The sequence below is a fragment of the Hominimerdicola alba genome (assembly GCF_900109655.1).
In the GTDB taxonomy this organism is placed as follows: domain Bacteria; phylum Bacillota; class Clostridia; order Oscillospirales; family Ruminococcaceae; genus Hominimerdicola; species Hominimerdicola alba_B.
On the sequence record NZ_FOAT01000022.1, the window covers coordinates 1 to 26,884 of the forward strand.

General features: G+C 38.1%; 19 protein-coding genes and 2 pseudogenes. 5 read left to right on the top strand and 16 right to left on the bottom strand.

Annotated features, from left to right (window positions below):
* The first annotated feature begins 63 nt into the window (after positions 1–63).
* Positions 64–342, top strand: coding sequence for a transposase (locus BMY75_RS15825; protein ID WP_139199860.1), 279 nt, complete (start codon positions 64–66; stop codon positions 340–342).
* On the top strand, positions 318–785 hold the full coding sequence (locus BMY75_RS15830; protein ID WP_242940267.1) for a type I restriction enzyme endonuclease domain-containing protein: 468 nt from the start codon (positions 318–320) through the stop codon (positions 783–785). Before BMY75_RS15825 ends, BMY75_RS15830 begins: the two co-directional genes overlap by 25 nt.
* A gap of 703 nt (positions 786–1,488) precedes the next feature.
* Here the strand turns inward: BMY75_RS15830 and BMY75_RS15835 are convergent.
* The 14 genes and pseudogenes from BMY75_RS15835 to BMY75_RS15890 all read right to left on the bottom strand — a co-directional run bounded on the left by BMY75_RS15835 (position 1,489) and on the right by BMY75_RS15890 (position 18,393).
* Complete coding sequence (locus tag BMY75_RS15835; protein ID WP_081350593.1) at positions 1,489–2,580, bottom strand: retron St85 family RNA-directed DNA polymerase; 1,092 nt, start codon at positions 2,578–2,580, stop codon at positions 1,489–1,491.
* A 175-nt stretch (positions 2,581–2,755) separates the two neighbouring features.
* Entirely contained in the window at positions 2,756–3,034 is a 279-nt protein-coding gene (locus BMY75_RS15840; RefSeq protein WP_139199862.1) for a helix-turn-helix domain-containing protein, read from the bottom strand.
* 29 nt (positions 3,035–3,063) lie between these two features.
* A complete protein-coding gene (locus BMY75_RS15845) occupies positions 3,064–3,978 on the bottom strand; it encodes a phosphoribosyltransferase-like protein (RefSeq protein WP_074835807.1) in 915 nt (304 codons plus the stop codon).
* Positions 3,979–4,322: 344 nt separating this feature from the next.
* Entirely contained in the window at positions 4,323–5,051 is a 729-nt protein-coding gene (locus BMY75_RS15850) for a hypothetical protein (RefSeq protein ID WP_074835810.1), read from the bottom strand.
* Positions 5,044–6,141 carry an AAA family ATPase gene (locus BMY75_RS15855; protein ID WP_074835812.1) on the bottom strand — a complete coding sequence of 366 codons (1,098 nt, stop codon included), beginning with the start codon at positions 6,139–6,141 and terminating at the stop codon, positions 5,044–5,046. The genes BMY75_RS15850 and BMY75_RS15855 overlap by 8 nt, the downstream gene beginning before the upstream one ends.
* 519 nt (positions 6,142–6,660) lie before the next feature.
* Positions 6,661–8,769: pseudogene (locus BMY75_RS15860) on the bottom strand (phage tail tape measure protein); the annotation flags it as partial.
* A gap of 59 nt (positions 8,770–8,828) precedes the next feature.
* Positions 8,829–9,710, bottom strand: coding sequence for a hypothetical protein (locus BMY75_RS15865; protein ID WP_074835814.1), 882 nt, complete (start codon positions 9,708–9,710; stop codon positions 8,829–8,831).
* A 54-nt stretch (positions 9,711–9,764) separates the two neighbouring features.
* Complete coding sequence (locus BMY75_RS18290) at positions 9,765–9,932, bottom strand: hypothetical protein (RefSeq protein WP_207646285.1); 168 nt, start codon at positions 9,930–9,932, stop codon at positions 9,765–9,767.
* 143 nt (positions 9,933–10,075) lie between these two features.
* Complete coding sequence (locus tag BMY75_RS18745) at positions 10,076–10,285, bottom strand: hypothetical protein (protein ID WP_347500205.1); 210 nt, start codon at positions 10,283–10,285, stop codon at positions 10,076–10,078.
* Between the two features lie 543 nt (positions 10,286–10,828).
* Positions 10,829–10,969 (bottom strand): hypothetical protein, encoded by a 141-nt coding sequence (locus BMY75_RS18115; protein WP_170844326.1) that lies wholly within the window; start codon positions 10,967–10,969, stop codon positions 10,829–10,831.
* Positions 10,962–13,400 (bottom strand): toll/interleukin-1 receptor domain-containing protein, encoded by a 2,439-nt coding sequence (locus BMY75_RS15875; protein ID WP_074835817.1) that lies wholly within the window; start codon positions 13,398–13,400, stop codon positions 10,962–10,964. The genes BMY75_RS18115 and BMY75_RS15875 overlap by 8 nt, the downstream gene beginning before the upstream one ends.
* Before the next feature lie 634 nt (positions 13,401–14,034).
* On the bottom strand, positions 14,035–15,075 hold the full coding sequence (locus BMY75_RS15880) for a toll/interleukin-1 receptor domain-containing protein (RefSeq protein ID WP_074835820.1): 1,041 nt from the start codon (positions 15,073–15,075) through the stop codon (positions 14,035–14,037).
* 332 nt (positions 15,076–15,407) lie between these two features.
* On the bottom strand, positions 15,408–15,950 hold the full coding sequence (locus BMY75_RS15885; RefSeq protein WP_074835822.1) for a hypothetical protein: 543 nt from the start codon (positions 15,948–15,950) through the stop codon (positions 15,408–15,410).
* Between the two features lie 499 nt (positions 15,951–16,449).
* A complete protein-coding gene (locus tag BMY75_RS15890; protein WP_139199864.1) occupies positions 16,450–18,393 on the bottom strand; it encodes a hypothetical protein in 1,944 nt (647 codons plus the stop codon).
* Positions 18,394–18,953: 560 nt separating this feature from the next.
* Here BMY75_RS15890 and BMY75_RS15895 point away from each other — a divergent pair.
* Positions 18,954–19,208: pseudogene (locus BMY75_RS15895) on the top strand (transposase); the annotation flags it as partial.
* Between the two features lie 93 nt (positions 19,209–19,301).
* Here BMY75_RS15895 and BMY75_RS15900 read toward each other — a convergent pair.
* Positions 19,302–20,408 carry an SH3 domain-containing protein gene (locus tag BMY75_RS15900; RefSeq protein WP_074835827.1) on the bottom strand — a complete coding sequence of 369 codons (1,107 nt, stop codon included), beginning with the start codon at positions 20,406–20,408 and terminating at the stop codon, positions 19,302–19,304.
* A 451-nt stretch (positions 20,409–20,859) separates the two neighbouring features.
* Here BMY75_RS15900 and BMY75_RS15905 point away from each other — a divergent pair, with 451 nt between their 5' ends.
* Positions 20,860–23,919 carry a hypothetical protein gene (locus tag BMY75_RS15905; RefSeq protein ID WP_074835830.1) on the top strand — a complete coding sequence of 1,020 codons (3,060 nt, stop codon included), beginning with the start codon at positions 20,860–20,862 and terminating at the stop codon, positions 23,917–23,919.
* Between the two features lie 410 nt (positions 23,920–24,329).
* Here BMY75_RS15905 and BMY75_RS15910 read toward each other — a convergent pair whose 3' ends face one another.
* The gene (locus BMY75_RS15910) at positions 24,330–24,761 is read right to left on the bottom strand and encodes a hypothetical protein (protein ID WP_074835833.1); all 432 of its coding nucleotides are present in this window, start codon (positions 24,759–24,761) and stop codon (positions 24,330–24,332) included.
* A 105-nt stretch (positions 24,762–24,866) separates the two neighbouring features.
* On the opposite strand from BMY75_RS15910, the gene BMY75_RS15915 reads away from it, so the two are divergent.
* The gene (locus BMY75_RS15915; protein ID WP_074835836.1) at positions 24,867–26,732 is read left to right on the top strand and encodes a DUF2075 domain-containing protein; all 1,866 of its coding nucleotides are present in this window, start codon (positions 24,867–24,869) and stop codon (positions 26,730–26,732) included.
* The last annotated feature ends 152 nt before the right edge of the window (positions 26,733–26,884 follow it).

Below are 26,884 nucleotides of genomic sequence, written 5' to 3' on the forward strand. Positions count from 1 at the left end.
TAATCCCCTTAGAGTAGACACACGAAAAAACAAAAATCGTGTAAAACTCTAGGGGGTTATTTTATGTCACGAAGAAAACTGACAGATGAAGAAAGAATTCAAGCAGTGCAAGAATATCTTTCAGGAAAAGGAAGCTATGCATCAATAGCCAAGAAATATGGGGTTACAAAAGAAACGTTTAGACAAATGGTAGTTTTCGCAAAAACAGATGGAATAGAATCGGTCAGGATCAGCCATACAAACAAACGGTATTCTGCGAAAACTAAGTTGAAAGCAGTAACTGAATATCTTGACTGTAAAGGAAGTCAAGTAGAGATATGCCGAAAGTATCATATTTCATAGAATTCTCCGAACGTCTTAAACAGGTTGTTGATGACTACAATAACCGCAGACGTGACGAAGCATATGCCAATGAAGTCCTTGACGATGTTGCCGAGCAACTCGCCAAACTCCTTTCAGAGTTAAAAACAGAGAAGAACTCATTTATGGATATGGGAATTGACTTTGAGGAGAAGGCTTTCTATGATATTCTAAGCGCAGTAGCTAAGAAGTATGAGTTTGAATATCCCAAAGATAAAATGATAGAACTATCCAAGCGCATTAAGGTTATTGTAGATGATAAGGCAAGGTATACTGATTGGGCAACCCGTGAGGATATTAAAGCTAATCTGCAAGTCGATCTGATTCTTCTGCTTGATGAATTCGATTATCCCCCGGTAACCATTGATGATGTGTACAAGGAAGTTCTAGAACAAGCAGAGAATTTCAAAAAATATAGTAAATGAATATAAATAAATTTTCTAAATTATTCTGAATAAGAAAGGAATAATTTGAATGAATATAGTAATTGTTTCATTGGAAGTGTTACCATGACCACACAAAAAGACCGACCCAAACGGATCGGTCTTTTTTATTACTATTACTGTTTCAGGGTTATTTTCTGCACTGCTTTATTTTGGGGTCAAATTGGGGTCAAAACTGTTTGTGATACCCCGAAACCCGCGTAATTACAGCGTTTTTCAGTCTATTGACTTCATCGTCGGGAACCTACCACCCGACTTACCATGTCTCTTTATTTTTTGATATAATATGAGCTTATGTTTTTTTGCTGCTTATAAGCCCCACATAACCTCATAAACAACTACACAAGGAAATCGTAATTGGTGTAAATTTGGTGTAGGATTGGTGTACCGATGATATATGAATATTTGCTCATTCAATCAGCTTTTGTCATTGACAATATCTCTTTGATTTCTAAGTTTGGGTTGGTAGGCCTATTCTTATTTTATCACAGGATTATTTCTAATCATAGCTAAAACATTTTGTATCCCCAAGCATATCCAAGTGACTGTTTACAAAAAAGTTCTCAAAAGAATCTACATTAAGAACTATTTTTTGTCTTGAATTATATGTGTGTTTCATATTATACCACAGGTATTTTTTTCGGTAGACTTATTCAAGATGCAATTTATTAGACCTCAAAACTAATTAGTCCACATCTTCTATAATACTTATTATATAATCATAGTATCCTTTCATTTCTATATCATTCGGATTGACAAACAAAGCAAAATTTATCTTTCCTAACAAATGATTAAGATAATGAACCCTAGTTTCATTAATATGAGATAAATGTGAGCTAACCCCATATTTTCTTATATAATATACTTCTTGTCTAATTTTCTTACGCCCAGTTTTTGGAATCTGCATTTTATCATTAACAACAATTCCAGTGACTTCTTGTCGCGTATTTCCGTATGCGACTCTTGTTTTATCAGAGTTGATTTTAAATCCTTCTTCCCACACACATTTACTTACAAATCTGATTAAATTAGAAGGATCAAAATCACCAGAAAAAGTGAGATCATCTGCATATCTAGTGTAACGAATCTTACGTAGACTTGTATATTGTGATATGATAGAGTCAAATTTCAACAATCTCAAATTAGATAAATATGGACTTGTTGGTGCACCTTGCGGTAAACAATAATTATTACAACACAGGTATGCCAAGAAACAAGATACATTCTCGGTGTAGCCAAAAGATTTGAAAATATCAACGATACTTTTAACTTTAACTGAAGGAAAAAAACTCTTTATATCCATTGAAAGCACTACTTTTTGTTTACGATGAAATCTCGCATTGTGCTTTACACTACTATTAGAAACATAGGCTTTAGCATAAGGACTGACTTTTACTTTCTCAAGAATATTTTTCAAAATCCATTTTTGAACGTATTTTAAGTCGGGCAGAGGTTCTGAAATCTTTCGTTTCATTCCATTTGCTTTTTCAATATAAAAAGTCCTATAAAAATGCTTGGGTGAATAAGCCATAGAACAAATGTAATCATGATCCATGCCAACTAACATTGAAAAATGTTTTGGAGAAGAAATAACAGGAAGACCCTTTTGGGTAAGGTTTTCATAATACGCTAAATATGTATCAACAAATTCTTGAGATTTATTATGCTTTTTACATTCAAGAATAATTTTATCATAGTAGTTTTTTTTCATATAATCACCTAACAGAGCAACATAGCACTTAATAGACTGTACCACTAAAGAATTCTTAGCATACATTACTGTATGCTACAGCTGAGCTTTGCTCAGCTTTCGACAAATTGATTCATTTTCCTTCTAGGAAAATGAAGACATTTGTCGAAAGGCTTGAAAGCATGTTCCTAAATGATTGACGACTCGCCAATCCGTATTCACATATTGAATACAATTCTGGTACAGTCTATTAAGTGCTATATTATTTAAGCCGTTTTGGAATAATTATTATACTTGGATCAAGAGGAGCACTATATTTGCTATATTGTGGGTGAATCCACTTTTGTTCTCTATCATCACTGTTTTTGTCGTAATCATTTACAGAATTACTTCCTAATTCTGTAAGAATAATTGTATCGTCATCATCGTATTCAAGATAACCATCTTCTAATAGTTTTTGAATGCTCATTGCAATCTGAGAATAGGTCATTCCAAGACTTTTTACTATCGCAAATGAGTTTTTCTGCTTTATGCATTTCAACAGTATTATATCTTTTTTTTTAATAATAATCACCTCGGAAAAGGGGGATGCTTATTTTTCTTCTTAAGCCAATATACAGGAAAAGTATTATTAGGTGTTCTTGCTAATGTAATTAGAGCTTCAGAACGCTCGTATCCTAAATACTCTTTTTCTTTTGAACCTATTTTATTTGATATACTATTCATCAATTCTATTCTTTCAGTTTCTCTGTATCCTGTACCAGTAATTGCTTTATGACATACAGTGTCACAGTACGCTTTTATTTGAAGTGTTTGTAGATGATCAATTCCTTGTTGCATTGCAGCAATAATCACAACAAAAATATTATCTATTGGTATATTTTTACTTTCATATAGATACCTTACGGCTGATTCTGCTGAATCTCCCGATCCCATAAAATCATCAATAAGACACACGTAATTATTTTCACTTTGCATTTGTTTCAAAAACTCCCCATCGATATCACAATAAGAAGTTTTTTCAACTAGCGAAAGACTCGCGATGTCTTTGTATCTATTGCTTAGCTTTTCCAAATTACACTTAATAATATAGAATAAAAAATCAGAACTTTTTATCTTTCCAAAATCGTTTTTTGAGATTAAAGGAAGAATGAAAATATGTATTTTTTCCCCGCCATCACTTTTTTTAGAACTAAAGTATTCGTCAAACGCATTAACAAAACGTTTGTAATACTCATTTATTTCTATACAAATATATTTTTGGGTCAAATCAAGAATCAGCTTCCTTTGTTCAGTATCAAGCATCCGCAAAGTTGTGCTAAAATTATCAAATAAATTATCCTCATCGTCTTTGGAATTAATTGTCCATTGCTTTGCTTCAAATAGTTTGGTTAGTTTATCAACCTCATCAGGTGTCAATTCTGATAATTTGTCTTTTTTCTGTTTGATTCTGTTCTTTTTAAAAGAAAACTGTTCTCTGCTCATTTATTATCACTCTAAATTCCTTTAAAAACCAAAGCATATTTTCATTTTCATATAGTCATATGATAAACACCATGAACACTAATGTCGGTTTCGAGTAATATGGTGGTTCCTAATTAATTTACAGTCCCACTCGTCTTGATAGTCTTAATTATAACACAAACACTATTTTATGTCAATCATAATTACACACTTTTCGTTGCAGAAATGTATGATTTCAATAGATTTAAAACACATTGACAAAGGCAACGCGATACAACTGTACAGTATTACAAAAACGATATAATAAACCTACATAATCTCATAAACTACTACACCGAAAAAACACAATTGGTGTAGAACATTCATTACTGCCCGATCAGTTTTGGGCTGTAATCAACTATGTAAAAAGCGCAGGTACATAGCACATACAGCTGCTTTTCTTCAGATAACATCATCGTCTGTTTTTTCAGTAACTCTGTCAGATCCGGATAGAATTCTTTATCAAACGGTCCGGCTATCATTTCAGCTTTTTCAATATTCTGCTTGATAACGATACTGCATTCTGCTTTATCAACTGCGAACTTATTATAGTCATGATTTCGGTTTTCCCTGTTCACTCTTCCTTTGTAGGAATGAGATCTAAGTTCATCCATCGATACTACATAAGAATTATAATCATTGTCCGGGATATCCTTCATGTGGTAGAACGCCTCCACCATAGGATAGTTTATGTAAAGTTTTCCCATATCAGAGGATTCCACAAAATATCCAGCCATCTCAGTTATCTTATCCGCTGAATAGTGGTCATCCTGCGGATCAAGATCAAATATCAGAAGAATATCCGAATAACTTTCGTCAAATATGGCTTTCTTATTTGTATTAGTCTCATGTGCTTTCAGAACTTGCAGAAGATCTTTACTTTCTGGATCACCGTCTGCAAACATCTCGTTGTACAGTGTATAAATGTTCGTGTTGTAAGAAACGATTGTGTGATTATTGTCAATGCCGTAAACCTCAAGCAAATGTGTCATCAGCTTAACATCTGTCTTTGCACCCTCGACCAGCATCAGTATCTTAGCTTTCTCTTTAGCCATCAAACTCACCGCTTTTATAGAGTTTTTCGAGGTTATGACCCTCACGCAGTTCCCTGTTTGTTGCGTTTGCAAAGGAAGTCAGCTTATTGTCCGAAAGAATAAAATAGCAATCTGGGCGCATTATCCTGTTCGTAAGCAGATTGGTATTATGCGATGTAAGAATCACCTGAGTCTTCGGCATTTTCTCTAGTAGCTTAACAATGCTTTCTGCAAGTTCATAGTGGTAAAATGCGTCAAATTCGTCGATGAAAAGCAGTGATACATTTTTAGCTGTTTTGTACCAGTAGAAGAATGTGTACAATGCTTTCGTACCGCTGGATGCAACTTTAAAGAACGGCATCGGCCTTGCAGTATCAAAGTACAACGCCATTGTTCCATCGGGTTCTTTTTTTATATCAAGGTTTTCGTTTACACCTGCATCATGGAGAAATTCCTGAAATTCATTTCTCAAAGCATCATCTTTCAGAAAATCATAGTAATCAGTGCGCTTGAATTTGTAACCGATAAAATCCTCATCAGAACAATTGAACCAGAGCATTGAATTTACATACGAAAGCAGCATTGAAAGCGGGTGGTCTGATTCCAGCGGCACATTATTCGATACATAACTCAGCACAGATTCAACATTGAGATTTTTAAATTTTAAAGAACCTGCAACTTCCTTGAATGCATCTCCGTAATCGCCTTCACCATTAGTGAGATCATATCTGAAAAACATGTCGCCATTAACAACGACCTCTTCGTAAAGCAATTCCTGCTTCTCGTTCTTTTTATAGTGATACCATACTTCGTCATCACCAAATTGAAATGTATATATAAAATCAGCCTCAGAAATATCAGTCTCAGAGTTTAAATAATAGGTGTAAAGATCTGAATTGACTTTTCGAGAAAACAAGTGTGTCACAACATCAAAAACTGCCAGTCCGAGATTAGATTTACCCACTGAATTCTTGCCGTAAACAACCATTTTACCAATCAGATCATCAGTAATGCATTCTTTGTTGAATTTATAATCCCTGACATCTGTAAAATCAATTATCAGCGTATCCTTGAAATTCTTAAAGCCCTTAACTTCAAATCGTTTTAGCATTGATATCACCACCTATACATATTATAGACTATTTTCTATGAAAAGTCAACATTCTCCGTAAAAAAATTACGGAGAATGTTGACCTCTATTTACGAAATTACTCAATAACACAGCTTTGCCACTTGCTGTCACCGTAGTTTACTCCAACAAGAATTATCTCATCGGTATAAACTACAGGCACTCTGAACGGTCTATCCGTTTTGCGTGTATCATATAGAATTTTGTAAAATTATCTTTTTCACTTTGGATACAGTGTATTCTTAATAATCTTTGAAATGTTCCTGCATCAAAAACCGTTTCGATTTATCAGCAGGTAGTATATAAATACAGATCATCCGTTACATAGAACACTTGTTTTCTTGAATCATACTGTGCGTAAAATTTACCGCGCTCGCTTATGAAGAAGTTTGCCTCTCTTTTTGCAGCAATAGTCAGCAGATTCTCGCCTATTTCATTTTGGAATTCTTTCGGATCTTTCATTCTTTTATTGGGGTAAAATCCTACATAGCAGAAATCCTTCACTTCACCAAGATCAGTGCCGAAAATACCACTGATCATATGCAGCGCATTTTTCAGCGTATCCTTGATGAAATTCCATACAGCAGAAAAGATACCCTTGATTCCGTCCCACACTCTGCTCCAGTCGCCGGTGAAGATGCCGACGAAAATATCCAGAATACTCAGGATGATGTCTGTCACAGCCTTGAAGATATTTGCGATCTGCTGGAACTGCCCCTCAAAGATCGGTTTCAGGAATTTGCAGAGTCCGTCCCATACTGCTTTGATGACCTCGGTGATGTTTTTGAAATCGAAGCCCAGCGCATTGATACGGTCAACAATGCCCTGACAGAAACCGGAAAAGATACTCTTGATCTGCTCCCAGATTGCCGTGATCTTATTACGGAAGTCCTCATTCGTGCGCCACAGATGTACAAAAGCCGCCACCAGTGCAGCGACAACTGCAATGACAGCGACCACGGGCGCACTGATACTGCCGATCGCAGCGCCGAAGGAAGTGAATGCCGCCTTTGCGCCTGCGATGATTGTCGGCAGATTGGAAACAAGCTGCATCAGCTTACCGACACCGACCATTGTTTTGCCAACTACGACAAGGAGAGGTCCGAGTGCCGCCGCTACCAGTGCGATTTTGACAATAGTTTCCTTTGTGGCGGGATCCATAGCGTTCAGTTTGTCAATGAAGCCCTGAATCTTCGTCACGATTGCCCGGATTGCAGGCATCAAGATTTCGCCGAAACTGATAGCAAGTTCCTGAAGCTGCGATTTCAGAATGGTGAGCTGACCGCCGAGGTTGTCCTGCATAACAGCAGCCATCTTTGCGGTCACGCCATTATAGCCGTCAATCTCATCGGAACAGGTGCTGATTGCGCCCTCCAGCTTCTGAATATCCGCAGGGGCAGCATTCATCAGCGCAAGGAAACCGGACATCGCATTCTTGCCGACCAGCGCCTGTGCCGCAGATGCCTGTTCCGATTCGGACATCTGCGCAAAAGCCACACGGCAGTCCGCCAGAATGTCATTCAGTTCATGCATCGAGCCGTCTGTGTTGGTTGTTGCAATTTCAATTTCGCCGAAGGATTCACCGCAGAACTTGACATCACCCGCAAGCGCTGTCATGATAGCACGGAGTGCCGTACCGGACTGCGAGCCCTTAATACCGCTGTTCGCCATCAGTCCGATTGCCTGTGCTGTATCCTCGCAGGAGAATCCCAGTGAACCGGCAACAGGCGCACAGTATTTGAAGGTTTCGCCCATCATGCTGACGTTCGTATTTGCATTGGACGATGCCGCCGCCAGAACATCAGCAAAATGACCGCTGTCGGCAGCAGATAAGCCGAAAGCGTTCAGAGCGTCAGTTACAATATCCGAAGTTGTCGCCAAGTCCTCACCGGAAGCGGCAGCAAGGTTCATGATGCCCTCGATACCTTCCAGCATATCTCCGGTTTTCCAGCCCGCCATTGCCATGTAGTTCATGGCATCGGCGGCTTCGGAAGCGGAGAATTTAGTCTTTGCGCCCATCTCACGAGCCTTATCCCGGAGCGCGTCCAGTTCATCACCGGTCGCACCGGATACAGCAGCGACCTTCGACATTGCAGAATCGAAATCCGCTGCTGTTTTTACGGCGGCTGTACCCGCAGCCGCAATGGGAACGGTCACATGGGTGGTCAGTGTCGTACCGACATCGGCGATTTTGTCGCCAGCCTTTTCGAGCATTTCACTCGCCTGACCGAGCTTGGCAAGAGCCGTACTGGAAGCCTCCGCCTCACGCTGAAGATTCTGCAATTCCTGTTCCGTTTCGATGATCTCCCGCTGGAGGGCATCGTACTGCTCCTGCGAAATGTCGCCGTTGGCGAGGGCTGTATTTGCCTGTTCCGCAGCGGTTTTCAGAGTTTCCAGCTTTTCTTTGGTAGCCGTCACCGCATCGGCGAGGAGCTTGTGCTTCTGCGAGAGCAGTTCCGTATTGGACGGATCGAGCTTCAGCAGCTTCTGTACATCCTTGAGCTGCGTCTGCGTGTTCTTGATGTTTTTATTGACACCTTCCAGAGCTTTCGACAGCTTGGTTGTATCGCCGCCGATCTCAACCGTGATGCCCTTGATTCTGTTTGCCATGCGGTTCACCTCCTCCGTGAGGGCATGAAAAAAGCACCTGCCGTAGCAAGTGCTTGGTATTAGCATTCAATTTCATTGTTTAAACCAGATTGCATTATCCCTGTTACAGTTATAGCTGTCTGAAGTGTCGGATAATCATCAGCAATATCAAGAAGTTGCTCTGGTCTGAGTTTCCCTTTTACGATTGCAGTAACCATATCAACGTAAGTAAGAACTTCATCAAATCCATACGGGTCTATCGCTGCGGCATCAATAAAGTCAACGTCCACCATAGAATGATGTAGATAGCCATTTTTAATTAAAGTTGATGCTATTTCAGCAAAATCGTTGTGTCGCCCCACGCCAAAATACACCAAAGGAACCATGTATCTATGTTTGATTAAATCGTCATAAACATAGTTCATTCCATCTGTACTTGCTTTCAATTGAAGACCTGCAATATCTCCAGACGACACAGTGCTACCGCTTTTTAACAATAGCTTATTCCTATCATCTACCCATTCAATATCACGTTGAGTCTCTGAAGGATTATAGTAGATTCTATTATTTTTCTCGGTAGATAAAAGTCCAGTTCCTAAAGCAAAATACTTATTAGTAAACGATAACGGTTGCCTACGTGATACATACCGTGCTTTTGATATTAGAATTCTGTTAAGTTCATTATCTTCATGACACCGGCGTACTAATACAGCTTCGGCTATTTTTCCAAGAAGATTCATTATTGTTCTATTCGTATCTGTTTGAAGAATGAAATTCCACGCCGGTTTATTATCTCGATAAGTAATATATCCGAATTCGTCGAGCAGAATATCAAATAATTTACGACCATGTAAACCTGCTGTGATTGCAAGAGACTTCGGTCCTTGAATATAGTCTCTATACCGTTGCTGAGCAATTACTTTTCCATCTCCATCAACACGTGCAATAACTATTTCATCCATCTTTATCACCCCTGCCTATAAAAAAATTATAGCACAGAAGGAAGAAAAAGTCAATCAAAAAGCATCAAAATCCGCTTGACCAGCGACCTCATGCCAGCCGTCATATTCGTCATTTTCCTTTTCGGTGAACATATCATTCACGACTCCGATTGTGAGCAGATCAAGCTCCGAGAGGGACAGCCCGATCTGCTCACATCGGAGAAGGAAAAGGGGCGTTGTCATCGGGCGGTCAGTTTTTCGATGTTTTTTTAGACTCCGCCTGCGTCTCCACGTTGAGTCCCCACAGCTCAATGAGCTGCGGCAGCACCTCGTAAATGGAGAATGTGTTGAATGTTTCGAGCTAGTCGTCCGGGACGTTCTCCGGATCAGCGTGTTTCGCCATGAAGTATGCGCTCAAGGCTCTCGATATCAAGGGTAGAACCTTCCTCATCGCCCTCCTGCACAGAAGTCTGAAGGACGGCGAAGTCCTTGTAAATATCCCTGCGAAACTTGATACGGTAAAGGCGAGGCACAGCAGAACTCGCCTTGAACGGAACCTCGATACCGTCAACGGTGATCGTCTTTTTAATAGCCATGCTGTACCTCCTTACTCAGTCGTGCTGCCGCCGGACTTGGTCGTTGTGGAACGTGTGCCGGTGCTGTTGGGCTCTTTCCAATATTAGTTGACATTAAAGTGCAAAATCAGTATAATATAGATGTCAAGTACTGTCGGAGGGATGCAAAATGAATACTGTAATCAGTTCGTTGGATAAAAACTACAGTCTGTGTGATAAACGAGTTACCGAATCAAAGATCATTCTTTATATAGCTTCAACACAGGAACAATTATGCTGTCCGTATTGTGGAACGATGACTGGCAGAGTGCATTCTTATCATACGCGGGAACTTACCACCCGACTTTCCATGTCTCTTTATTATTTATATTAAGGAGCTTATGGTTTTTTACTGCTTAAAAGCCCTACATAACCTCATAAACAACTAAACCGAAAAATCGTAATTGGTGTAGTATTGGTGTAGATCTTTTATTACTGTCCGATCAGTTTCGGACTGTAATCAACTATGTAAAAAGCACAGGCACATAACACATACAGCTGATTTTCCTCCGATAGCATCATCGTCTATTTCTTCAGTAACTCTGTCAGATCCGGATAGAATTCTTTATCAAACGGTCCGGCTATCATTTCAGCTTTTTCTATATTCTGCCTGATAACGATACTGCACTCTGCTTTATCAACTGCAAACTTATTATAGTCATCCATAAAACAATCTACGAATAAAATGCTTCATCATTTTGTTTGTTTTTTTATCATTATTGATTTCTGAGTTCTCATCTTTATCATTATATTCTTGATCATATTCTTCGATATATATTTTTTCATATTCTTCGATATATATTTTTTCTAGTTGTTTTTGTAACTGATCAACTTTATCATTATATATTGCCGCTTGGCTCTCGTCTTCTAATGATTCGTATATTCTTTTGCATATATGTATTAATATTATTAGCATTTTGTGATAATCATTTACATATTCTCGATCTTCCCGATTGTTATCATAAAGTTCCTTTTTTATATTTACACTATCTGAATAGAATGATTGAGCTTTGGTTAAATCACCAAGTTGTTCATATATTCTTCCTAACCCAGCTAATGAATCAGATAATACTTGCATATTGACAGAATCTTGATCAAGATGTTCTTTTATAAAATCAATAGTTTTATTATAATATAAAATTGATAATTCATAATTATCTTGTTCTTCATATAAAAATGCTAAATTGCTAATTGATAAACCATACTCATTTAGAATTTCCGTATCTTCAGGGTTGTCTATAATTAAGTGTTTTAGAATTGTAATTAATTCTTCAGCAAAGTATATTGATTTTAAAGAATAATGTCGATCACCGTACCCAAAAATTCTGTCTCTTAATTCTTCAGAACGACAAACCTCATAATACGCTTTTTTATGTACTCTTTTTCTGCTTTCTCTTAGAAATCTAGTAGTATATAGTAAAATATACTCGTCCATATCATCAGGTGAATCTTTATATATACAATAGCAAGCCTCTGCCAGTGCTGAAATACCGCTTGCTGTTGAGGTTTTGTATTCTGTCTTTGTTTCATACAGCCATTCTCCAAATGAACGGTGGAACACTTGCAACCTACCATATGTATTCGTGAGGAGAGTTGACAATGGATGTAGAAAATCATTCAACTCATCGTCCTGCCAATCCATAAGCAGCTTTAACGTGCTGATTGGCAGGGGTTCAGGGGACGCCAGTACCATGCTAAGCGGTTTACGCCAAGTTCTTTTGAAATCTTCTATAGAATATCTGCCTCGTTCTTCATTGAAGCTTCTATCAAGGGTCTGCTTATACAATTCGCCGATTCCGTTCGGCACTAGGTACTCCTGAATAATGAAGCATCCAGCCTTGATGTCTGCTAGTATGTTGTTGCATACACATTCGGCATAAGTGAACATAAGATGACTATAGTCGATAAGCTTGTTGATAAACTGCTCACTGCCCTCATATCCTGCAAGCGCAACACAAAGCTTACTTTTGAAATATTCTTCGATATCTGCTCTGCCATGCTGCTCCTCTAAATCAAAATCTATATTTGGATATTTGTTGAAGCGCTCAGTAATTTCTGGAATTTTTCTTGATGTGATAAGAAACCTTACATACGGTCTTAGAGCCTCTGCATTATTTGCTATGAATTTAGCGAGTGTATCGTTTTCCATCTCATCAAGTGCATCAACTACAATGACCATAATCGCCCTATCTCCATCAACAGTGCATGTAGACAACGGCTGAAGAATGAGCCGGTTAAAAAGCATATCACCGCTAAGATCAAAACTCGTGTCACTCAGATGAGCAAGGATCCACGTTCTGTAATCTTTTATACGCAGAGCAAGCCTGTATGAAATATTGATAATTATGCTCTCAGTCGTGCTGTATTGTTGATGGCTGCAATCACATGGAAAAGCAGCAACAACAGCGGGATCCCGCATCTGAAGATGCGCTGAAAACATACTTTTCCCAGCTCCCGGCTGACCATAGAGCATCATGACCTTGCTGCCTTTTGGGTCTTCTTCCCATTTTTTGATCTTATCAAACAGCCAGTTTCTACCAATCATTTCTTCTTTAAGAAGGTGGTCAAATTTTGTCCAGTCATCAAATTCCGGCAAACAATAAGCCTTTCGCAAACGTTTGATTTCATCATTGTATTTTTTTATTTCATCGCTGTTAAGCAATTCTATGATTTGTTTAGCTTCCGTAGAAATGTATTCCGAAAAAGCCTCCTCGCCTTGCTTTTGTACAGACTGGTAATCGCTAAGATCACGCCACTGATATTCGCTAAGACGAGATGACGGAATAAAATCGCCCTTCGGAGGTACTGCATCTAACAGTATTGTCCGTATCATTCCATGCTTTGAAACAAGCGCTATTGACAATTCGTCACGACACACTGATTCCTCTCTTGCAGAGTATTTTGATAGAAAAGCGATAACACTCTGACTTTCAAGGATTCCTTCTGTGATCTTATCACGCCAATGATCTCCAAATTTAATACCATACGTATCGATCCAAACTTTTATCTCACCTTTGCTCAAGCTTTCTATCTCTTCTGCTAGTCGGTGAACAAAATCTTTGTGAGTATCATGTCCATAGCTAAAAAACACCTGCATATATCTCACTCCTTCTCTAGGTATTATTGGTCATTATTGTACCACTTTATATAAATAAAAACATCTGCTCTCAGATGATGGCCAAGAGCAGTTTTTGACAAATCATTACTCAGTGAGAACCGAACCACAAAGGAGCATATATCTCAATAAAATAGCAGCCAATAGACCAAAGCAAAGACCCCACTCACTACACCAACTTTCATTTTGCACACTTCAACATCATTACAGTGTTTTTACAAGAGGATTTTTCAGAACGATCAATCCCCTCCTGTTCGTAGTCACACATTGCTGTATGCTATGGATGTTATACAGAATTCGTAAAAATGCGGTCAATATCCGGCACCTTGCGATTCAAAGTGCGTAAGGGTACAGTTCTAATTTCGTGCAGCTGCCATTTTGGTGTCTGCATATACACTGTCTGTAAAAGTTCGTTCTTATATAGTACAGAATATTTGTACTCGATCGTTAAGATATAAAATTACACTCGTCGCTTCACACACTACATCTTATGCATTGCGCATATAAAACAATGATGGTAATCACGTAATTGTTATTCTATTTTTGCAATTCGACTGCATTTGTAAGCATTTTAAGATCGTTTTCTTTCACATCATTCGGTGAAGATATATAAGGCTTAAGACAATAGCTCACGAATAAACTCAAACACTGAAAAATCTTTGAATTTTTGTTCAAATTGCCATCTATACTTAGTGCTCAATTTGACTTTTATTATATCTTCCGAAATAGCTAAACACAAGTAAAGATCTTCAGGTAATTCGATTTTTGCTCCTTCAACGTTATCATATGATAAAATGGTGTATTTATCTTGTAATTTTTGTACGCAATGTTTTCCTTTCTCTAATATGGATTCACCGTCTTTAACGGGAAGTGAAAAACCAAAACAAATTGAACTAATACTTAGCACTTTGATACGATCATTAAGCAGCCGATTAACTTTTTTCATATCTGGGCAAAAAACCACTGTTTCCACTGTAATATTTTCGCAAATGCTTCCATCTGTACTGCCTGACTTTTTTATGATTTTTTCCTCATATAATCCATTTGCAAACTTGGGCGTATCAGAAGAAAAATCAAAATCATCAATTAAAACGAAATTCATCAATATTCCATATGCTTTTTTTCTAAGGTCCTGCAAAATATGCTCTCGATCCTCTTTAAGGTCTGATGATGTTATTGATTCAACAAATGGTCCTATTTCAACAGACGTATCTTCTGAAATAGTAAATGAAATACTTGATACAGTTAAATCATTGATCTGTTGTTCTTTTTTCTGAAACATCTCAGCAAATTCAGATACAGCTTTCTGCATTGAGAATCTAGCATCGAGATAGTCTATATTTGATATAGGAACTGGTATATCAACATCTTCAAGAAGAACAGGTATAATAGTAAGGCGATTTCTTTCAATTTTTTCTCGTAAGGCAAAATCAATCTCAGCATTGACCCATGGGGATTTGATCGAACTATTTGATAAAAACAAAAGGTAAGCATCTGATTCGTGAATACCATTAAGTATTTTTGTTGTATAATAATCTCCGTTAGAAATGTTTTTCTCATCCAGCCATAAATCGAAGCCATGAAGCGAAAGAAGCAATGCAAACCTTTTTACTTTTGCAACATCATCATGGCTATATGATATAAATAACTTTTTCATCGGTTACCTCCATGAATTCATAAAATAAATCGAGACGCTACATTTTACTTTTTTCATCCTAATCAGCCGAAACTACTTCACAGTCTTTAGTGTCATATTCGATGTCATCTCCGACCTAATCAAAAAACTCTACAATTTTGTGTAGAAAAAAATAGTCAAACTCTAAAAGTATACGCCTTGTCCGATACGACCACGACCATTTTAAAGCCGAACACGATGAAAAGAATAATAACAACATTAATAATCAACTATCTCATAACTAGAAGGCTAAAATCCTTTTAACTATATAAATATATCAAAGCTATTGATTTCAATTCAGGTAAAAATGAAGACTAGGGCTCATATTTTTTGTAAAGCTTGTCAAATATAGATCCATTTATGATACGTCCGCTATCATTAAAGTCAGTGACGTACTCACCATCTACTATTTTTGTTGCTATAAGAATATAGTCTCCATCTCCATGACCAATACCTGGACGATTTCCTCTAAGAACTGCTTTCTCTCCATAATCAACTTCAAGCGTGAACTGTGTAGCGCTCGGTATCCTAATGGCTGCATATACTGTGTCAAGTTCAACCGTATCAACTTCCATAGGCTCAGCAGTGATGTTCTTCGGATCAACGTTGTATTTCTTTACAGCCTTCTCGCCAATTGGCCACATTTCTCCTAATATGCCAGTTACGACATAGCCATTTTCGCCAACCTTCTCGAATGAATCTTCCAAACAGTTGTATACAACACCCGCCTTACCTGGAACATTGTATATTCGCTTTAAATCAGCACACTGTATCTTAGCTCGATATGATCTGTTAGTGTAAAACTTCCATAAAGTAAAATCGCTGGTTATCCATCGAATATTATCACTAATATTCAAATAATCATCTCCTCATAATTGTAATTATCTTGACTAATTTCACGATAAAAAATTCAGGTATTTATTTATGCATAAACAAAGATTTCTGCTTTAAATCATATGGTTACTCTAGATAAAGCGATACAATTCTCGCGGTAATTCTGCGCTGAATATCCTGTGCTTAAAGTAAACGTGCTGTTATGCGTTATTTACCATCTCAATAACCCAGATAACCGTTACTATTCCATATGCTAATTATAGCATAAAAAGATACCATTTTCAATAGTTATCATAGATCCTCTCTGACAAGTATCTTGATAACTTTACAATTGACTACTCGCCCATTTCAAATTTTTTCTGCAACATCGTCGATAAGGGGATGAAAGCCTTAACATCAAACATCACTTTTTCTCCAAAGCAAATGGAATAAGTAAGAAAGCCGAAAAATAAAACTTTCCCAGCTTTTTACTTTGAAATATATAGAAATCAAAAGCCAATATCTAAGCACAGCTTACAAGCCTTATGCCCCGAATTGAGAATTTATAAGATCGGTGAGACAGTAATCTTTGCATATTACTTTCCCGATTTCTGCTTTTTTCTCGATCACAGCATTAAAGAACATGATCATACCATACATCTTGATATTATTCATATAAGTAGTGTCAGCACCGATCTTGTCACCGGGTTCTACGGTCGAGAGCAGGTTACTGATAAACTCCGACGGTTCGTCAGAGTCACTGATATTCTCAATGTCGCAGAAAAAGTCATTGCATATAGCATATTCATCTATCTTGGCGATCAATGCTTTTTCAAGAATACCTTCCCTTTTTTTATCTTTTATGACAAAAATTCTGACTGTATCAAAGCTAGGCACATTTTCAAACAGTGATCTGAGATGACTATCTATATCGTTTTCTATATCATCAACTTCATCGGGAGCCGGAACTGAGACATAGTATTTATGTATCGTTCGTGGAACATTGCTGAGGAGACACTCTTTGAGACAACTCAAAGCATTGGTAATGTTCCGTGACAAACTCTCGTATGTCACGGTGCCGGTATCTACTCCAAAACATTTCAATCTTTCCTTATGATCCTCGTTCAAGTCATCATCCAGCGTTTGCAGCGGAATCGCATGACACACCCTGTTCCTGACCAGTTTGAGATAAAGGAAAAATGCCAGGAATCGCTTGAAAAATGAAAATTTGCTGTAGTCAATATTCAGCCTGAATCCGTCCAGGTTTCTCCTCATATGTTCGGGATACAGATATTTTATGCCCATTATCTTCTGGCTTATAGTGTTTTCTTTATCATACATCAGAGAATCTTTGAAGAAATAGCGTATCGAATCCATAGAATTTGAGAGCTTTTCTCTGAACTTGTCCATTGTCAGTGAAGAACAATTATGGTAGATGAACTCTGTCAGCTGGCGCACGCCATCGTTCTTTTCGGGAAATGAATAGAGGATATCGATCCCTTCAAACGGTATTGTAAGACCTTTTTCTTCCATACCCTTTTCAAACCACTTGATAAGAACTATGAAATCCTCAATATACAGGTTTTTGCTGTCATTTCCCGTTTCACCTTTCAGAAAATTTACAAGTAAACTTTTAAGTTCCTTTTCTTTGGGAATATACATATCCCTGGTCATGCGCGTATAGAACAGTTCAACCTCAGATGCCAGCGTTGCATTTGTGAAACTTGAAAAATCGCACTGAACTATTTTATTCCTGACCAGCTCCTTCGGAAGCACTTCGGTAAACAGAACAAGGCTTTGCGTGGTCCATTTCCAGCTGAGACAGCATTTGATATACACCATCGAAAGAAGCTGCGGTTTGGAATCTCCGAATACAGATCTCAAATTATCACATACTAACCCCTCGATGTTATCTGCTGCATCTGCATCATGTTCAAGTGAATCAAGAATGTTATATATCTTATCGAGAGTAGGTTCAAGATCTTCTGTCTGACACAAATTAAGGTTCCCGGAAAAATGATCAAGCTGCTCCAAGAGCTCCGCCAAAAGCTTATTGCTTATCTTTTCGCTGAGTTTGTTAAATGTATCCGTTATTCCCGTATCCTTGAATTTACAGATTGCTTTATACAGTTCAAGATTGAGTGAGGTTTCGGAATGATCTGCAATTCCTTTTTCAGGATCAATGTGCAGCTTTTCGACTGTGTACCCATCAAACTCAAGACGCAACATGGTCATATCTAAAACATCCAAACCAGATGTTGATGTATCTGCAACTGTGACGAAGATATCTTCCTTCGGGACACCGCTTTCACCCAAAATTCGACGGACTTCGCTGAATAATTTCCGGTCATCTTTCTCGTTGTCTGAGATATTAACAATTTCGACTTCAGGCTGTTTGATACCTGCACTTGCGCTGATCTGCTCGATCTCCTCTATGCAATTAAAACAGTCTGTATGGAAAGATTTCTCTTTTTTCCAAAATTGCATTCTTGTTAAGAGATTTGCATTTGCAGCATTAGACGCGGAGATATCATAAGTCCGCCAAAAGATGATCAGCTTATCCGGAGCAGTTTTTTGCTCTTGAAGAATGTACCTCAAAAAGTTTTCTACTATTGCTCCTGCTGAGACAATTCCATTGTTACAGATGTCATAATTATTCGGCAGTTCGTTAATTATTGCACAGAATAAAAGGTACTTCATAAGACACAACCCCTTAAAAAAACTATTTTTCATCCGTTGAGTACATTATAAAGTAATCGCATTCTAAAGTCAATGCATAATCGCAAAAGTTCAATCATTGTTAATCAAATATATCAATTTATTATTATTTTTTTACAGATTCGTTTTCAAACGCATCCGTTTAACGACAAACACTCTTCAAATTATAGTATTATAGCTCAGCATTATAATATTGACAATACTGTGTGTACAATAAAGTCTAAGATGTGAGTTTATGATATAAAAAACGAAATTATAAATGCATATAATGCATATCATGCATCACGCTTTCCTTCCATTAAACCTGAGCAGCCTGACATATTCCACAAGATATACGTCACACCAATGGTATGAAGGCGCTGTATGACAAACAAAAAGAAACGATCGAGCGAGTGTTTGCAGACGCAAAAGAAAAACACTCGATGCGATTTACATATTTCAGAGGCTTGTCCCAGGCAAACAAATGGGTCAGGCTTAAGTTTGCTGCCATGAATCTGAAAAAGTATGCGATACACCACCGGAGTAGGGGTGTATATACTTGGATTATTACATTTTTTGATCGTTATTGTGTTTTTGAGAAATAAAAATTCACCCCACATCCGTGACGGGATATGGGGTTTTGAAACGAGTTGTATAGACGACGTATTGCCATCTGTATTCAACTGCTTCTTGTGAATTTATGGTAATCTATCGTTTTCGACTACAAATTTAGGATTGTAGTATGTTACTCCACCGTAATATTTGGCATTGCCGCTGAATTTTGTGGAGTAACCATAGTACGCACCGTTTGTCCACAGCGTGTCCATTATTGCAAAATGCAGATGAGTGCCATAGTAGGAATTTTTGCCATAACCGGATCCTCCAACTACTCCTATCTTCGTGTTTGTATTTACAGACTGTCCATTTTTAACATTAACTGAAGAAAGATGCGCGTAGAAGGAGTAAACTGTTTTCCCGCCTATGTTGTGCTTGATGATAACATACCTGCCATTTGCTCCGCTTGCAGAACTGGAGCAAGCGACTACCGTACCTGCCGCGCAAGCATAAACACTGCTGTTGGTAGAAGTAAGATCGAGACCAAGATGGTAAACGCGTTCTGTTGTGTGACCGCTGCCGTACCTATTTTCACTCCAGGACCAAGTAGAATTGTTGAAGCCGCGCCAAGAGCATCTTGCTCCTCTAAGAGGATACTCTACAACTGTACCAGGCTGAGGGTTATCGTTCCCGCTTATTTTGGCAGTATACTGCAGACAGATCCAACCATTTTTACCACTATAGTTTGTATATCCGAAGCCGTTGCACTCCTTGGTTATAGTTACAGTGGTGTTATACGGGATTGCACCCATTTTCGAGGATTCAGTATTTGACTGCGATCTCATGTTAAGACCAGCTTTGGTAGTAATCTTCACCTTATAATTTACGGATCTTTCATTATCAGAATTTCCTGTCTTAGTACAGTACTGCAAACATGCCCATCCTGTTTTGCTACCGTTAGTGCATTTGATGGTTCCGTAACCCCATCCATTCTGTGTTTTGGTAACTGTGAACTGTGTGCCGTTAGTAGCTGCTCCAAGTTTTGAGTAGCCTGTTCCAGGACCGGATCTGATATTCAAACCGGAGGCGGTGTTCACTTTGTATACCCCTGTACCGTTATCAGCTGCCGAAGCAGTGATTGAGAATGCAGAGAAGATACCGCATCCCGAATCAGATGCTGTGACACCAAACCCCGAAGCGAACATCGTAGTTCCCAAAGCCAGCGAAACGATTGTTTTCTGAATGCTCATAATTATACCTCTTTCCTATAATTTTGCACAAATTGTGTATCTGCGCTTTATGGACTATAAACATTAGTTTTCATGGCCATATGCTTAACCACCACAGACTATATAAGTCCGCAAATTATAAAGAACACAAATCAGTGGCGGGGAGTCCTTACAACCATTTTAAACGTCCATTTATGTAGTGATATTGGATGTTTAAAAAAACTTTTTTCATCCATTGATCACATTATAACACAATCCCAAACGAGAGTCAAGATATAAACAAAGATTTTCATCATTTGTTAACCTTATTTAAATCAAATTCCCTTTTTTATTATCGATAATCAGTTCCTATAATATCAAATCAACTCACATTGCAAGCCACATCTTTTCAAACTCGCATCGTAATAACTTAGCATTTTATTATTGACAATACTGTGGCAATAGTGTACAATAAAGTCTAAGAGGTGAGTTTATGCTAGAAATATTAAAACCAATAGATGAGTATCCTGCATCACGTTTTCCATCAATTAAACCTGAGCAACCTAACATATTCCAAAAAAGAACAAAAGGGCTTATCAGCTTTTGTATAAATGATATTTACATTACACTTTTTACCGAATCAAAGTCTGAGTCTGCACTTGTCAGTTTTTCTACTCCACATTCCAAAAAATCTAAAAAATCATTGGTAAAATTCCTATTACCCAATCAGATAATTGATGAGCTGGATGCCAGAATCAATAATGAAAAAAAATATATTACAGATAAAGACTATCAAGAGTTCCTGCTGAAAAGTACAAAGAGCAATAAGATCAGCAAGGAATTATTTAACATATTTTCTACAAATGAGAGAAAATCTGAATTTAGATTTATAAACACTATACAGACTCATTTTATTGATATGCTCAAAAACGCCAATTTCAAACAGCCAGAGTTGAATGACCTGCTACGCGAATTAATTAATGATGTCATTGCGCCAGCCGCCGTTTGCAATGAAGCATATATGGCATTTAACAGCCTGATTGAAAGCGGCAAACATGATGATGTTTCAAAAGCAATTGCCAATATCTTCATATGTGCAATGCTTGGACTTTATTCAATAAAATTCGGTGACAGAAACGAGAAATATCGCAGGGTCTATCTACTCAATGACATCGGTATGAAATATGTGTGGACTCCACATCTGATGCAGGGTAACTATGTCAAGCTTCAAGATGCACTCTATTCTTACACCAATGGAGCATATGAATCGGGATACACGGAGGCTGCCGCATGGCTCGCGGCACACGGCAAAAATTCGTCAAAAAATGATCAAGCTACAGCGCTCCGCTTACTCGGTGCTTGCCTAGTGCGCCACTCTGAAAAATGCAAGGACATCATCCAAGCCAACAGAGAAATGTTGAATGAACTCCTAACAATTGAGCTTCCAAATATAAGCAAGAACGTTACTACGGAGGCGTTTAATGAAGAATGTTACAACAGTGGCATTACCCTGCTGAAAAAAGCCGTCAAGCTGGATAGCTGCCAATCCGAGGCTCAATTTCTTCTTTATGAAGAATATAAGGAAAAAACACCTTTGAAAGCTTACACCTACCTTAGACACGCCTTTAAATGCACATATGTTAAGGCTGTGTTCGAGGTAGCAGAGCTATCTATAAATCAGCAGCCGGTTAATGAAATAATAAAAGATGACATAATCGAAAAGCTGTCTGACATCATATCAAGTAGGCAATATCGTTCAAATGTTGAAGTTAGAAAGGCTCTCTATCTCCGCAGCAAGCTCGATCCGTCGAACGCTGAAAATGACCTCTCTAAGGCTGCAAGTATGGGGCACGAGAAGGCCAGACAAGAAATGAGCAGCGAGGAGCGCAATCGCTTCCGCGTGATGCCAACATTTATATACGAAAAAAATGCTCCCTGTTGCTTTACTAATTCTCTGAGCAAATACGCCCGCAATTTCATATCAACTCTTCCCAAAGATAAATGGAATCTCTATGCCACTGTCAAGACAGATTCACTTAGCAATGTTCAATACATTTCAGAAGCCAAACAACTCATTGATATTAAATTTCCCGAAAAGCAGATTTCATACGGCAGTAGAATTATCTTCTTGTTTATGAGTTCTGATGAAAATCGAAATCTTAATGAATGTTTAGAACTGCTTGACGAACTCTTCAATACAGCCCTCGATTTGCCAGAGGAACAGAAGAATAACTTGATCGACAGCATAGATATTTTTGTAGGTTCACGCTTCGAGGTTGCCTCCGCTCTAATAGATGCAAGTATCAGTGATATGGGAAATATATATTTCAAAGTGCATATCCTCGATGAGGCTCGGGACAGCGCTCATAAACTACTATGTGACGCTCCACTCTTTCTGCCGCTAATAACAGAACCCCGACACGAGAAGGATATAAATGCCGTTCTATTTGGAAGTAGCGAGACCAATTACCATATATTAAAAGAAAGCATAGCCTGTGCCTATCTAGGAAAAGATACCAAAGTGAATATCACACTAATCGGTTCTGAGGCAGAACACTTAGAAAAACGCCTTAGACAAGAGTGTCCCGGACTTTACAATGAATGCAATATTGAAACAATTGGCCACTATTTTATAAAATGCAATATCGATGAGGAAAATTTTCCTTCTATAATTTATGGCAAAAAAGAGTCTGATACTGATGATAAGCTATTCCAAGCGCTCAGTAAAGCCAACTATTTTGTTGTTGACCTCGATGATGATATGAGGAGCATAAGATTCGCGATGGAACTCAGGACGTGGCTGCTGCGAAGCGATATGACGTTCGAGCGTGCTCCATTTATAGGCGTCAAATGTAAAGAACCCAGAAATTCGTATCTGGCAGCCCATTTAACCCTTTCCGGTCAAAGGGCGGGCAACACATATTACAGTAGTTATGACCTTTTCGCCTTCGGTTCGGGAGACCTCTACACATATCATCGGCTTGCAGAAGAGCCTCTCCTTGAGCATGTTGCACTTCAAATGCACAAATGTTATTCGCAAAGCGACGATAGAAAGGCTGAGAATGACTATTACAGCTTTTCTTACTATTCCGACAGCTGTCTGCTAGCTGCAATAGGTCTGTGCTACCGTATGTTTGCGGCCGGTGTTCACTTTGCAAGGAAAGAAGAATATATAGATTTTCACGCATATAACTCAGCAGAGTTGCTAGTAGAAACTAATGATGCTATCCACAACAAACTGAACCAGCTTGCCGAACTTGAGCATCACAGATGGGTTGGTTTTGAACTAACTAGAGGCTGGGAACCTGCAGATTTCGAGCAGGTGATCGCCTACAAAGAGCAATCCACCGGCAGCGCCCACGTTCACAAGCTCGCAAAACTACATCCGTTTATAAGACCATATGCAGACCTTGGAAGCGAGGATATCAAAAAGATAATGAAGTTGCTCAAAACAAAGTATGATTACAGTAAACATCCCCAAAATACAACAAAACAAAACATACTTGACACGGAGAAATTCCTTGATATTCCAGCCAATAAAATCTCCCGCTGAATAATTGCATAAAAAATGACCTCAGAGAAGAAACAGGAGCAGCACGCTCCAATCTGTCTGAGGTCATTTTTCTTTCGTACTATCCCTTTCACTCATTACCAGAAAACCCAAAATAGAAATACTCCAAACTTCCGCAAAAAAACTTTCAAAAACTCGTACCATAGTTTCGAAAATTGAAACGGAAGCAGTATTCGTCGAGGGACTGCTTAAAATGCATACGCTCGGTGTCGTTGTATATACCTGCAATATTTTCGCCTCTATAATGTATATTAAATCTGCTCAAGCTCAACCGTTTTAAAGTCGAATAAAGCAAAAAGAATAATTACCACATTAGGAAAATATATTTCTTTAAAATCGACAAGTCCGTATTGCAATTTAGTTGATAATGTGGTATACTATACACATATTATTCATTTTGTACTCATCAGCCATTTTTTAAGAGCGTCCGAATAAAAGAAATTTCTAAGAAATACCTTGTCTTCAGTCAAAAACAAATCGGCTGAATGATCTCTGAATTCATCCCAGAATTCATGATTTTCCAACTCTTGTTGCGTAAATTGTGATTTTCCAAAGACAAGTTCCAAACATTTCTGGATTTCCTTCCAATCGATCGCCTGTTGATTTGGGACTTTCGGAGTCATAAGATAATCTTTAAGCTGTTCGGACCAGAACATATCCATATTAACCGCCGCATTGTATTCGGTCTCGAAGAAACTCCCGCAACGAATTTTAAGGTCTACATAAAACTCCTTTGTCATTTCATCTTCAGTAAAAGTGTCTTTTCCAAAGACATCAACGAGGCAGAGTCGCAATGCTTCAAAGTACGCATCAATGTTCATCATAATATTTTTCCTCCCTTTCTGCTCATTAAGCTATATAGATAGTATACCACATCATATCTTAGGGTGTCAAGGGAAACGATATTCAAAAAATTAGGAGGCACTTACATGATTGTCTATGACGGAACCAAAACTGAATTCCTTGAAAGTGTAATAAATGACACCATCGCATATGAGGTCGAACAAAGAATCCTAGAAAAAATGGGTAAAAAAACCGGTGAAGCAGAGTTTCGATCATGGGAAAACTCCATGCAGCATATGTTCAAAGTTCTTTCTGATACATCTATTCCGAATGATGCCGGCATAGCTATTGAATATAATATTCCCCAAACATCTAAGCGTGTTGACTTCATTATTACTGGATATGATAATTCAGAAAAACCAAATGCCGTCATTATTGAATTAAAACAATGGGATCAAATAACTGAGATAGATGGTCCTGATGCGCTTGTAGAAACATATACCGGAGGCGGTTTGCGTCGTGTTGTGCATCCTTCATATCAGGTGTGGTCTTATGCAGCACTGATCAGAGATTATAATCAATCCGTTCAAGATGGTAATATAAGAATTTTCCCTTGTGCGTATCTTCATAACTACAAAGAAGGAACAAATGATCCAATTCGAGCAACAAGATACCAGATTTATATCGATGAAGCACCGATTTTTGCATATGGTCATGTAAAGGAAATGCGTGATTTCATAAAAAAATCAATCGTTACAGGTGACAAAAAAGAGATCCTGTATTCAATTGATCATGGTAAAATTCGTCCATCCAAGAGTCTTCAAAACTCAATAGCGAGTATGCTTAAGGGCAATCGCGAATTCATAATGATAGATGAGCAAAAGGTTGTTTATGAATCCATCATCGAACTTGCAGAAGATAGTCTGAAATCTAAGAAAAAGCGGACTGTGATCGTCAAAGGTGGTCCAGGTACCGGCAAAAGCGTAATAGCTATCAATCTTCTGGTGGAATTGACTCAAAGAGGTCAGTTTGTACAGTATGTATCGAAGAATTCAGCTCCACGTACAGTATATCAAAGCAAACTTAAAGGACATGTGAAAAAAAGCAGCGTAGACAATATGTTCAAGGGCTCCGGTATCTATACAGAAGCCGGAGAAAACATGGTTCATACAATTTTAGTGGATGAGGCTCATCGACTGAATGCGAAGTCCGGCATGTTTCAAAATAAAGGTGAAAACCAGATCAAAGAAATTATCCATGCATCTTTCTGCAGCGTGTTCTTTATCGATGAGAGTCAGCGCGTAACTATGAGCGATATTGGCAGTATAGATGAAATCATCAAGTGGTCAAAGGAAGAAGGCTCAGAGATTGCTTTCATGGAACTGATGTCACAATTCCGTTGCAACGGATCTGATGGATATTTAGCATGGATCGATAATATCCTTGAAATTCGAGAAACAGCTAACTTCAGTGCTTCAGATATGGAATATGACATTCAGATCATTGATGATCCGAATGAACTCAGACGTTTGATCGAAGAAAAGAATAATGAGAATCATCGCTCCCGTCTTCTTGCTGGATATTGCTGGGATTGGAATAAAAAGGAAGAGAATAATACAGAGTTTCACGATATTTGTATCGGTGACTTTTCTATGAGCTGGAATCTTGGAAAATCAATATTCGCTATAGATGACAGTTCGATAAATGAAGTAGGATGTATTCATACTTCACAAGGACTGGAGTTTGACTATGTTGGTGTTATTATTGGAGATGATTTACGTTATGAAAATGGACATATCGTTACCGATTTCACTAAGCGAGCAAAAACCGATCAGTCCCTAAAAGGTATAAAAAAGCTCTATAAAGAAAGACCTGAAGATGCACTTGCACGTGCTGATGAAATAATCAAAAATACTTATCGTACTTTACTGACTCGTGGTATGAAGGGATGTTATATTTATTGCACTGATAAACATCTGCGTGATTACTTGAAGGGATGTCTTTACAGATAACAATTCTTATTATGCGGGGCAATTAATGCTCCGCATAAATTTCATGTTATTGCAGTTATTATCTGGACTAATATCATGATAAGTACTCTAGGTATTTATAAATGCTTAAACACATTTTTCTGCTTTGAATCGCATGGTTACTCTCATCGCTT

Bases quoted from the DNA above. Each gene is read 5' to 3' on its own strand.
- BMY75_RS15825 (WP_139199860.1), top strand. From the start codon at position 64: ATGTCACGAAGAAAACTGACAGATGAAGAAAGAATTCAAGCAGTGCAA.
- BMY75_RS15830 (WP_242940267.1), top strand. From the start codon at position 318: ATGCCGAAAGTATCATATTTCATAGAATTCTCCGAACGTCTTAAACAG.
- BMY75_RS15835 (WP_081350593.1), bottom strand. From the start codon at position 2,580: ATGTATGCTAAGAATTCTTTAGTGGTACAGTCTATTAAGTGCTATGTT.
- BMY75_RS15845 (WP_074835807.1), bottom strand. From the start codon at position 3,978: ATGAGCAGAGAACAGTTTTCTTTTAAAAAGAACAGAATCAAACAGAAA.
- BMY75_RS15850 (WP_074835810.1), bottom strand. From the start codon at position 5,051: ATGGCTAAAGAGAAAGCTAAGATACTGATGCTGGTCGAGGGTGCAAAG.
- BMY75_RS15855 (WP_074835812.1), bottom strand. From the start codon at position 6,141: ATGCTAAAACGATTTGAAGTTAAGGGCTTTAAGAATTTCAAGGATACG.
- BMY75_RS15865 (WP_074835814.1), bottom strand. From the start codon at position 9,710: ATGGATGAAATAGTTATTGCACGTGTTGATGGAGATGGAAAAGTAATT.
- BMY75_RS18290 (WP_207646285.1), bottom strand. From the start codon at position 9,932: ATGACAACGCCCCTTTTCCTTCTCCGATGTGAGCAGATCGGGCTGTCC.
- BMY75_RS18745 (WP_347500205.1), bottom strand. From the start codon at position 10,285: ATGGCTATTAAAAAGACGATCACCGTTGACGGTATCGAGGTTCCGTTC.
- BMY75_RS18115 (WP_170844326.1), bottom strand. From the start codon at position 10,969: ATGGATGACTATAATAAGTTTGCAGTTGATAAAGCAGAGTGCAGTATC.
- BMY75_RS15875 (WP_074835817.1), bottom strand. From the start codon at position 13,400: ATGCAGGTGTTTTTTAGCTATGGACATGATACTCACAAAGATTTTGTT.
- BMY75_RS15880 (WP_074835820.1), bottom strand. From the start codon at position 15,075: ATGAAAAAGTTATTTATATCATATAGCCATGATGATGTTGCAAAAGTA.
- BMY75_RS15890 (WP_139199864.1), bottom strand. From the start codon at position 18,393: ATGCAATTTTGGAAAAAAGAGAAATCTTTCCATACAGACTGTTTTAAT.
- BMY75_RS15900 (WP_074835827.1), bottom strand. From the start codon at position 20,408: ATGAGCATTCAGAAAACAATCGTTTCGCTGGCTTTGGGAACTACGATG.
- BMY75_RS15905 (WP_074835830.1), top strand. From the start codon at position 20,860: ATGCTAGAAATATTAAAACCAATAGATGAGTATCCTGCATCACGTTTT.
- BMY75_RS15910 (WP_074835833.1), bottom strand. From the start codon at position 24,761: ATGATGAACATTGATGCGTACTTTGAAGCATTGCGACTCTGCCTCGTT.
- BMY75_RS15915 (WP_074835836.1), top strand. From the start codon at position 24,867: ATGATTGTCTATGACGGAACCAAAACTGAATTCCTTGAAAGTGTAATA.